Consider the following 9,959-nt stretch of genomic DNA (forward strand, 5'->3'; position numbering starts at 1 on the left):
TGCTGAACCGCAACGACCCGACGGTCACGCAGCGCCAGGGCACCACCACCGCGGCCGAGGGCGGCCCGATCGCCGTCGGCCCGCTCGGCGATCCCGGCCGGCTGCCGGGCCCGGCCACGGCGGTGTTCGGCGCGACGCTGTTCAACCGCGCGCCGCCGGCGCCGACGGACACGCCGAACCCGAACTACGTCCTCGGCCCCGGCGACCGCGTCTCCATCACGCTCTGGGGCTTCGTCGAGGGCGCGCTGCAGGCCGTCATCGACAACGAGGGCAATGTCTTCGTCCCGCAGGTCGGGCCGGTGCGCCTGGCCGGCACCCGCGCCGGCGACATCCAGCGTGTGGTCGAGGCCGAGGTCCGCCGCGTCTATGCGCAGCAGGTGCAGGTCTATGCGACCGTCATCAACACCGGCTCGCTCGGCGTCTTCGTCACCGGCCATGTCCGACTTCCGGGCCGGCACCTCGGCGCCGCGTCCGAAAGCGTGCTGGACTATCTGGCGCGTGCCGGCGGCGTCGATCCGGGCCGCGGCTCCTACCGCGACATCGCGGTGCGCCGCGGCGGGCGGGACGTGGTGCGCGTCGATCTCTACCGCTTCCTGCTGACCGGCCAGCTGCCCCAGCTCAACCTGCAGCAGGGCGACACCATCGTGGTCGCACCGCAGGGCGCCGTGGTCGGCGCCGACGGCGCGGTGCGCAACAACTTCCTCTTCGAGGTCGCCGGCCGCTCCATGCCGGGGTCGGAGCTCATCCGCCTCGCCGCGCCGCTGCCCTCCGCCACGAACGCCGTCATCCGCGGCACGCGCGGCGGCCAGCCCTTCGCGCGCTACGTCAGCGTGCGGGAACTGGCCAATGTCCAGCTGCTGGACCAGGACACCGTCAGCTTCATCACGGACGCGCCGGCGCCGACCGTCCGCGTCAGCGTGGAGGGCAGCCGCATCGGGCCCTCGGTGCTGATCGCGGAGCGCGACACATCGGTCTGCGCGGTACTGGACCACATCGAGGTCGACCCGCGCCTGGCCAATACGCGCGGCGTGTTCCTGCTGCGCCCGGGCCTGGCGCAGCAGCAGCAGCGCGTCATCAACGAGGCGATGGACCGGCTGGAGCGGCAGCTCTTCCTCGCCGTTTCCGCGACCACCGGCGTCGCCGAGATCCGCGCCTCGGAGGCGAACCTCGTCGCCAACTACATCCAGCGCGCCCGCCGTACCCAGCCGGAGGGCCGGCTGGTCATGATGGACCGCGGCGGACGCTGCACCGATGTCCGCGTGCAGGATGGCGACACCATCGTCATCCCCGAGCGCGTGGAGACGGTGATGGTCGCCGGCGAGGTGCGCGCGCCGCAGGCGGTAATCTGGCGCCCCAACATGCGCATCCCCGACTACATCAGCGCCGCCGGTGGCTTCGCGGAGCGTGGTTCCGCCAGCACGGTGATGATCCGCAAGGCGAGTGGCGCGCTGGTGCTGGAGCCGACCGAGGGGCCGGAGCCCGGTGACGAGCTGATCGCGCTGCCGCAGCTCGACCCCAAGAACTTCCAGATCGCCCGCGACCTGCTGAACCTGATCTTCCAGTCGGCGCTGGCGGCGCGGGTGTTCATGGACTGGTAGGCGGGGCGACCCGGCCGGAGAGCGGCGATGCCCTCTCCGGCCAGACGAAGCTGACCGTCTCCAGGAAGGTCAGCCGCGCCGCCAGGTCATCCGGCGCGCACGCCATCAGCGCCACCACCCCGATACCGGCCGGCCGGCCGACGCCGTCCACCGCGTTGATCGCCACCTCGGCCTGCGCGCCGGGTGCGGTGATCTCCAGGACCGCGACCGGGCGCTCGCCCGCCGGCACGTCCAGTTCCAGCCGCTGGGCGCGCCCGGCACGCAATGCCACGCGGCGCGGGCCGTCCATGCCGCGCAGCGCCAGGTACAGCCGCAGCGCGCCCCGCGTGCCACCCGGCAGCGGCAGTCGGATCAGGGCGGTTCCGGCGGCGGTCGGGCAGCCCCACGGCTCGGGTGCGCCCCATCCCGGTCCGGCGCGGAGCAGATCCGCCCAGGCCATGGCCGGCTCCGGCCAGGGCGAGTCGATCAACCCGAGCCGGTGCACCACGCCGAGTGGCGGCGCCGGCACCGTTGGCGGGGCGGCGGGCGCGGTCTGCAGGGCCGCCAGCAACTCCTCGGCTACGGCGCGCCAGCTGCGCAGGCGCAGCCCGGCGGCGATGCGCGCCTCGGTTTCGGCCCGGAAGTCGGGCTCCAGGATGAGCCGTTCGACAAGGCGCAGGAATTCGGGCTCGCTGCCCGACGCATGGTGCAGCGCCAAGCCCTGTCCGGCCTCGACCAGGCCGGAATGCGCCGGCGCGACCACCGCCTTGCCATGCGCCAGCGCCTCGGTCACCGGCAGGCCCCAGCCCTCGTGGCGGGAATGGCAGATGGTGAACAGAGCGCCGTGGTAGAGCGCGGCCAGCGTCGCCTCCGGCACGGCGTCCAGCCAGGTCACGCGCCCGGTCAGCGCCGGGGCGCGGCGCAGCAGCTCCAGCACCGGCTCCGCGCCGAAGCCGGCGCGCCCGGCCAGCACGAGATGCGGCACCGCCGCCCCGTGCCGGCGCAGCAGCGCCAACCAGGCGTTCAGGACGAAGAGGTGGTCCTTGCGCGCCTCGATCGTGCCGACGCACAGCGCGTAAGGTCCGGCCGGAAGGTCCGGCAGCGTCGCGGTCGCGACGGGCCGTGGCGCGACATCGGGCCGCAGCACATGCACGGGCGCCGTGGGCAGCCCGGGCAGGGCTTCCGGTGCCAGCGCCTGCATGTCCCGCCGCGTGGCGTCGGAGATCGCGAGCAGCAGCTCCGCCTGCACGCCGAGCGCCGCGAACCAGCGCGCGAAGCGCGCCGAAGCCGCCGGCTCGCTGTATTCCGGCGCGGTCACCGGCCCGGTGTCGTGCACCAGCGCCGCGTAGCGCACCCCATGGCGCGCGCGCGCCGTGCGGACGGCCAGGTGGTAGCCCGGCAGCCACCAGGAGGAGCCGAGATTCACCAGCCAGGCGCCGTCCGGGAAGGCGAGGTCCGATGCGGCGTCCAGCAGCGCCGCCACCTGCGCGCGGCTCTCCGTCCAGGCCGGATCGAAGGGGTCGGCGTCGGCACGCGACAGCCCGGCCAGGCGGCGGAAGGCTTCCCATGGCAGCTCACGCCAGGTCCCGCTCTCCGGGCGGAACACCGCCAGCCGCGCCTCCGCCAGGCCGGCGGCGTGCCCCAGCGCCGCCCCGGCGATCTCCATCTGGATGCGCTGGATGCCGGTCGGCGCCCGCGCCGTGCCGAACCAGGACCACAGGTCGGAGAGGTCGAACACCACGCGCAGGTCGCCCAGCAGGCTGAGCCCCCCGGGCGGCGCCGTCGCGGCCGCGGTGCCGCCGAGCAGCCCCGCCACCTCCCGCCAGGCGATGCCCGAGAGCGGGTCGATCTCCAGCGCCCTCGCATAGGCCGCGCGCGCCCCGGCGAGGTCGCCGAGCAGCTTGAGGGCGTGGCCGATCTGCACCTGCAGGTCGGCATCCTCCGGCAGTCCGGCTTCCGCCCGCCGATAGGATGCCAGCGCCCCTGCGGGATCGCCGGCCTCCTTCACGCAATGCCCATGCTGGATCCAGACCCGCCAATCCTCGGGCAGCCGTGCCAGGTGCCGCGCGAAGGCCAGGGCGGCGCCGGACCAGTCCGACGCGTCGCGGCGCAGCTCCGCCTCGGCGAGCGGATCCTCCGCGCTGCCCATCGGCGGCCCCGCCGGAGGCGCCTCAGGCGCGCCCGTAGGTGTCCTCGATCCGGACGATGTCGTCCTCGCCCAGATAGGGGCCGGACTGCACCTCGATCAGCGTCAGCGGGATCATCCCAGGATTCTCCAGCCGGTGCACGCATCCCAGCGGCAGGTACACGCTCTCGTTCTCGCGCAGCAGGATGCGTTCCTTGTCGCGCTCGACGATGGCCGTGCCGGCCACCACCACCCAGTGCTCGGCGCGATGGTAGTGCTTCTGCAGGCTGAGCTTCGCGCCCGGGCGCACCACGATGCGCTTCACCTGGAAGCGGCTGCCATGCGCCACGCCCTCGTAGCTGCCCCAGGGGCGGTACATCCGGCGGTGCTCGGTGGCTTCCTTCCGGCGTTCCGCCTTCAGTCGCTCGACGATCTGCTTGACGTCCTGCGCGCGGTCGCGCCGGCAGGCCAGCACCGCGTCGTCGGTGACCACCAGCACCACGTCCTCCAGCCCGACCACGGCGGTCAGGATGCCTTCCGACCGCACGAAGCAGCCCTTCGCGCCGTGCATCGCGACGGGGCCGACGGTGGCGTTGCCCTCGGCATCCTTCGCCGCGATCTCCCACAGCGAATCCCAGGACCCGACGTCGGACCAGCCCGGGTCGCAGGGCACCACCGCGGCCAGCGCCGTGCGTTCCATCACGGCATGGTCCACCGAAATGGAGGGCGCCTGCGCAAAGCTCGGCCCCAGCCGCACGAAGCCCAGGTCGCGTGCAGCGGCCCCCACCGCGTCCCGCACCGCGGCGAGCACCTCGGGCGCATGGGCTTCCAGCTCGGCCAGCAGGGTCCGCGCCGTGGCGACGAACATGCCGCTGTTCCACAGGTGCCGCCCGCCGGCGACCATGGCGGCGGCCCGCGCCGCATCCGGCTTCTCGACGAAGCGGGCGAGCTCCAGCGCGGCGTGGCCGCCGGCCTCGGTGCCCGGCAGCGTGGCGCCGGCCTCGATGTAGCCGTAGCCCGTCTCGGGCCGGGTCGGGCGGATGCCGAAGGTCGCGATGCGGCCGAGCCGCGCCGCCGCCGCCGCTGCCTCCAGCGCGCCCAGCAGGGCCGGGACGTCGGACACGGCAGCGTCGGCGGCCATGATCCACAGCACCGCATCCGGCGTCGCCTCGCCCACCAGCACCGCGGCGGCGGCGATGGCGGCGGCGGAGTTGCGCGCCGCCGGTTCCAGCACGATGCGCGCCTCGTCCAGGCCCAGCTCGCGCAGCTGCTCGGCGACGAGGAAGCGGTGCGCCTCGCCCGAGACGACGACCGGCGGGGCGAAGCGCGGCCCGGTGGCGCGCGCTGCCGTCTCCTGGAGCATGGTGCGGGACGCGGCCAGCGGCCAGAACTGCTTCGGATAGGCCTCGCGCGAGAGGGGCCACAACCGCGTGCCGGTTCCCCCGGAGAGGATGACGGGCACGATCTGGTCGGCGGACACGGTCGACATGCAGGATCCTGGGGCCGGGCGGAACTGTGCCCCCCTATGTCGCAGCACTCCGCAAAAGAAAAGGCGGGCGGGCGGCAAAGGCGGGGCGCCGCGCCGCCCCCGTCATTCCGCCGGCAGGCCGGCCAGGGCGGTGCCGGCCAGAGCCGCCTCCGCCGGAACCGCCCGGTCGCGCCCCTGGCGCTTGGCGGCATACAGCGCCGCATCCGCCGCCTGGATCACCTGGGCCATGTCCTCGGCGTGCTCGGGCCAGGCCGCGACGCCGATGGAGACCGTCACCGCGGGGACCGCGGCGTGCGACTGGTCTCGCAGGCCGCGCACCTGGGCGCAGAGCTCGTGTGCCCTCCGGAGCGCCTCCTGCGCGGAGCAGTCGGGCATCAGCACCAGCAGTTCCTCACCGCCGTAGCGGCAGGCGATGTCCATCCGACGCAGCCGCACCTGCAGCAACGCTCCCACCTCGCGCAGGACGGCATCGCCCATGGCGTGGCCATATCGGTCGTTGACCTGCTTGAAGTGGTCGAGATCCAGCATCAGCACCGCGATCGGCGCGCCGCGGCGTTCCGCATGCGCCACCAGGCGGGGCAGGGTCTCGTCCAGGAAGCGACGATTGTGCAGGCCGGTCAGCTCGTCGCGCAGCGCCTGGTTGCGCAGCTTCTCGCGCAGCGCGAGGTTGGCCAGCGCGAGCGAGACGCCGTCGGCCAGCGCCTGCGCGAGCTCCGTCTGGGCAGGCGGCAGTGCCACGTCGGCCCGGCCGAAGAACTGCAGCACGCCATAGACCTCGCCGCGTGCCTGCATCGGCACGCAGAGGGTGCAGCTCTCCTCGTCGGCGGCATGGTCGCAGCGAAGGCTGTCGCCGGCCACCCGGCCATGCGGGCGGCCCCGCTTCAGCGCCCAGCACTCGCCGGGCGCGAAATGGTCCGGAAGCCGCGGCGGCAGCCCGCGATGCCCCCACACGCCCAGCACGTCCAGCCGGTCGCGCGAGTTGTTGAACACGTAGAAGGCGCCCGGCAGATCCGGCAGCAGTTCCTCCGCCGTGTGGGAGACGATGCGGCGGATGTCCTCGGGTGAGTGGCTGCTCTGCAGCAGCTCGCCCATGCGGAACAGGGTTGCGACCTCCTGCCCGCGGGCGTCCAGCTCGGCGCGCGAACGCTCCGCGGCGGCATGGCGGCGTGCGAGCAGCCCGACCGCCGCCAGCAGCAGGAGCAGCATCGCCAGCGCGGACGCGCCGAGCAGCAGGAGCGCCATGGTCTGGCCCTGCCAGAGGTTGCGATCGACATCGCCGAGCTCGGCTTCCAGGGCACGGCGCAGCTCCTCGAGCACGGCGAGCAGCTGGCGCGCCGCATCCGTGCCGCCCGCGCGCAGCGACAGCTCACGCGCGGCCTCGATGCCATACTGCTCGATGGTTTCATGCGCCTGGTCGCGCACGCGCAGCACGTGTTCGAGCATGGCCCCGATGGAAGGCAGCCCGCGGATCCTGAGCGCTTCCTCCAGCCGGCCCGACAGCTCCCGTCCGACATCGCGCAACTGCTCTCCGCTGCGCGCCGAGATCTCGCGATCGGCGCGGCGGCCCGACAGCATCCAGTGGCGGATCGTCACCTTGCTGTCGGCGATCAGCAGCTGCAGCCGCTGCGCATCCGCCATGATGCGGTGCAGCTCGACAAGCCTGGCCTGGTTCCGCTGCAGGTGCTTCTGGCTGTAAAGCGCCGCCGCCGCGCCGAGCGCGCAGACGGCGATCAGGGCCGACGCGAGAAGCGCGGCCTTCATGCGGCTCGTGAGGGACGGTCGGGGCATCTCGCGGGACATAATGGGGACGGAACGTTGAACCTGCCCTTAACCCGGCGGCGGTTGCCCGTGCCGTTGACCGCGGCTACCCATGCCGCCAGGAGCCGGACGGGCCGCTGAAGGCCCGCCGCTGCGGGAGGTCACGTCCATGCGCCCATCCGTCACGCTGCCGTCGGGATTCACGCGCCGCGCCGCCCTGCTCGGCCTGGGCGCCGGCCTGCTGGCCGCACCGAGCCTGCGCGCGCAGGGAACCGGCGCTGGCCGCTTCCCCGACCGCCCGGTGCGCCTGCTGGTGCCCTGGGCCGCCGGCGGCACCACCGATATCCAGATGCGCGCCCTGGCCGAGCAGGCCGCCCGCCGGCTCGGCCAGCCCGTGATCGTGGAGAACAAGCCGGGCGCGGGGGGCGTCCTGGCGGCGCAGCAGCTGCTGCAGGAACGGCCGGACGGCTACGTGCTGGCGCAGATGCCGATCAGCGTCTTCCGCCATCCCCAGATGGCGCAGCGGGCGCTGTTCAACCCGCTCGAGGACTTCACCTGGGTCATCCACGTCACCGGCTACCTGTTCGGGATCGTGGTGCGCGCCGATGCGCCGTGGCAGACGCTGGCGCAGTTCCTGGACTACGCGAAGGCCAATCCGGGCCGGGTGAACTACGGGACCCCCGGCGTCGGAACCTCCCTGCACATCACCATGGAGCAGATCGCCGGCGCGCGCGGCATCGACTGGACGCATGTGCCCTTCCGCGGCTGGGCGGAGAACGCCACCGCGCTGCTCGGCGGGCAGATCCAGGCCAGCGCCGACAGTTCCGGCTGGGCCGACATGGTCCAGTCCGGGCGCATGCGGCTGCTGGCGGTCTGGAGCGAGAGCCGTGCCAAGCGCTTCCCCGACGTGCCGACCCTGCGCGAGAGCGGCATCGACATCGTCTCCGCCTCGCCCTACGGCCTGGCCGGGCCGAAGGGCATCAACCCGGAGGTCGTGCGTGTGCTGCACGACGCCTTCCGCGAGGCGCTGTTCGATCCCGCCCACATCGCCATCCTCGACCGCTTCGACATGGCGCCGATGTATCTCGGCTCCGACGAATACGCCGCCTTGGCGCGCCGCACCTTCGCGGAGGAAGGCGCGATGATCCGCCGGATGGGGCTGCGGCTCTGACCGTCGCGCATCTCCGCTGCGGCGACGACCTGCGGGACCTGCTGCCTGCGTCCGGGTGGCACGGCGAGTACCTCGCCTTCGCCGATCCGGTCTGCCAGGGGCCGGTCGGCGAGGACGGGCTGATGGCCTATCTCGGCCGCCGCGCCCGCTTCGTCGCGGCGCATTACGGTGCCGACCTGCAGGCGGTGCGGCTGCGGCTCGGCGCCGAATACGCCTCGCTGAGCGGGCTGGAGCGCTTCGACCGCGTGCTGCTGTGGTTCGAGCACGACCTCTGGGACCAGGCCGCGCTGATCCGCGTGCTGTCCCTGCTGGCCGAGCGGCGCGGGCTGGAAGGCAGGGTGTTCCTGATGCCGGCCGACGGCAGGCGCCCATTCGCCGCGCTGCCCCCGGCCGAACTCGGCGCGCTGGACCCCGCGCCCCTGACCCGCGCGCAACTGGAAGCCGGCGCCGAGGCCTGGGCCGCCTTCGCCGAGGAGGATCCGCGCGCGCTGGATGCGCTGTGGCGCCGCGCCCTGCCGCTGCCGCACCTGGCCGCCTCGCTGCGCCGCCACCTGCAGGACCTGCCCTGGACCACCGACGGCCTGTCGCAGACCGAGCGCCTGCTGCTGCGCGCCGTCGCGGCGGGGGCCGGCGACGTCGCCGCCGTGCTGGCGGCGCTGCACGAAGCCGATCCGGTGTTCCAGGTCACCGACCTAATCGTGCTGGACCACGTCGCGCGCCTCTCCGACGGCCCGCGCCGCCTGCTGGAGCGCGGCGCCCCCTGGCGCCTCTCGCCGCGCGGCGCGGCCGTGCTGCGCGGCGAGGAGAGGCACGCCCCCGCGCCCCGCTTCCAGGGCGGCGTCACCGTCGGTCCCAATTCGCCCTGGCGTTGGGATCCGCGCTTCGGCGGGGTGGTCGGCTGAGGACGCCGGGCGCTGTCTGCGGCCCATGGTGGGACAGCGGCTTGCGACCCTGAGCAGACTCTCGCGGCCTGCAATGGCCAAGCCGGCCAGCGCCAGGGGGATGCCTCTCACGCCCGTTGCCCGACCTCCGCGATCAGGCGCCGTAACCAGGCTAGGCCGGAGTCGGCGCGTGCCGCCGGCGGCCACAGCAGCTGCACCTCGAAGCGTGGCAGCTCCAGCGGCAGCGGGAAGACCTCCAGCGTTTCACCCGCCACGGCGCGCGCGAAGCGTTCCGGCACGACCGAGACGAGGTCGGTGCTCGCCAGCAGTGCCGGCAGGGCGGTCAGGTGCGGCAGGGCCAGCGCGACGCGCCGGCGAAGGCCCAGCGCGGCGAGCGCCGCGTCGCCCACGCCCGTCGCATCGCCGTTCACCGTGAACAGCGCGAAGGGCAGGCCGGCGAAGGCCGCCGGCGTCAGCGGCACTGGAAGCCGCGCCACCGCACCGCGTCCGGCGAGCCCGACCAGCCGCTCCTCCAGCAGCTTCGTCGCCACCAGTTCCTCCGGCGGCGGGCGCAGCGTGCCGAGCACCAGGTCCACCGCGCGCGCAGCGAGCAGGCCGCGCACCTCCTCCTTCGCGTAGCCGCGGATGCGCAGGTCGATTCCCGGCGCCTCGAGCCGCAGCCGCGCGAGCAGCGGCGGCAGCAGAACCTGCGAGGTGTAGTCGGTACTGCCCAGCGTGAAGGCCCGAGTTGAGGAGGCGGGATCGAAGGGCGTGGCGGCCGCCAGCGCCTCCGACAGCCCGGCCAAAGCCTCCGCGACCGCGGGAGCCAGGCGTTCGGCCAGCTCGCTGCGGACCATGGCGGCGCCGCTGCGCAGCAGCAGCGGGTCGCCGAACAGCACGCGCAGCCGCGCCAGCGCCGCGCTGGTCGCGGGCTGGCCGAGGCCGAGCCTGCGCGCCG

Annotated in this window: 7 protein-coding genes; 3 read left to right on the forward strand and 4 right to left on the reverse strand. The window is 74.0% G+C overall.

The window, feature by feature from the left end; all coding sequences use genetic code 11:
• Positions 1-1,598: polysaccharide biosynthesis/export family protein (locus OZN99_RS17875; RefSeq protein ID WP_270936624.1), on the forward strand; the 1,598-nt coding region annotated here is incomplete at its 5' end.
• Here OZN99_RS17875 and OZN99_RS17880 read toward each other — a convergent pair.
• From OZN99_RS17880 to OZN99_RS17890, 3 genes are all read right to left on the reverse strand, one after another.
• Positions 1,585-3,726: a glycosyltransferase gene (locus OZN99_RS17880; protein ID WP_270936625.1), complete on the reverse strand. Its 2,142-nt coding sequence runs from the start codon at positions 3,724-3,726 to the stop codon at positions 1,585-1,587. The genes OZN99_RS17875 and OZN99_RS17880 overlap by 14 nt on opposite strands.
• 22 nt (positions 3,727-3,748) lie before the next feature.
• Positions 3,749-5,191 carry a mannose-1-phosphate guanylyltransferase/mannose-6-phosphate isomerase gene (locus tag OZN99_RS17885; RefSeq protein WP_270936626.1) on the reverse strand — a complete coding sequence of 481 codons (1,443 nt, stop codon included), beginning with the start codon at positions 5,189-5,191 and terminating at the stop codon, positions 3,749-3,751.
• Positions 5,192-5,293: 102 nt separating this feature from the next.
• Positions 5,294-6,952, reverse strand: a complete 1,659-nt coding sequence (locus OZN99_RS17890; protein ID WP_270936627.1) for a sensor domain-containing diguanylate cyclase — start codon at positions 6,950-6,952, stop codon at positions 5,294-5,296.
• Between the two features lie 166 nt (positions 6,953-7,118).
• On the opposite strand from OZN99_RS17890, the gene OZN99_RS17895 reads away from it, so the two are divergent.
• On the forward strand, positions 7,119-8,120 hold the full coding sequence (locus OZN99_RS17895) for a tripartite tricarboxylate transporter substrate binding protein (protein ID WP_270936628.1): 1,002 nt from the start codon (positions 7,119-7,121) through the stop codon (positions 8,118-8,120).
• Between the two features lie 122 nt (positions 8,121-8,242).
• A complete protein-coding gene (locus OZN99_RS17900; RefSeq protein WP_270936629.1) occupies positions 8,243-9,022 on the forward strand; it encodes a hypothetical protein in 780 nt (259 codons plus the stop codon).
• Between the two features lie 107 nt (positions 9,023-9,129).
• On the opposite strand, the gene OZN99_RS17905 is transcribed toward OZN99_RS17900, so the two are convergent.
• The coding region (locus OZN99_RS17905; protein ID WP_270936630.1) for a LysR family transcriptional regulator at positions 9,130-9,959 on the reverse strand (830 nt) is incomplete at its 5' end.

Source organism: Falsiroseomonas oryzae (assembly GCF_027856955.1).
GTDB classification, from domain to species: Bacteria; Pseudomonadota; Alphaproteobacteria; order Acetobacterales; family Acetobacteraceae; genus Falsiroseomonas; species Falsiroseomonas oryzae.

Excerpts from the sequence above, each read along its gene's own strand:
- OZN99_RS17880 (WP_270936625.1), bottom strand. The coding sequence starts at position 3,726 with ATGGGCAGCGCGGAGGATCCGCTCGCCGAGGCGGAGCTGCGCCGCGAC.
- OZN99_RS17885 (WP_270936626.1), bottom strand. The coding sequence starts at position 5,191 with ATGTCGACCGTGTCCGCCGACCAGATCGTGCCCGTCATCCTCTCCGGG.
- OZN99_RS17890 (WP_270936627.1), bottom strand. The coding sequence starts at position 6,952 with ATGAAGGCCGCGCTTCTCGCGTCGGCCCTGATCGCCGTCTGCGCGCTC.
- OZN99_RS17895 (WP_270936628.1), top strand. The coding sequence starts at position 7,119 with ATGCGCCCATCCGTCACGCTGCCGTCGGGATTCACGCGCCGCGCCGCC.
- OZN99_RS17900 (WP_270936629.1), top strand. The coding sequence starts at position 8,243 with ATGGCCTATCTCGGCCGCCGCGCCCGCTTCGTCGCGGCGCATTACGGT.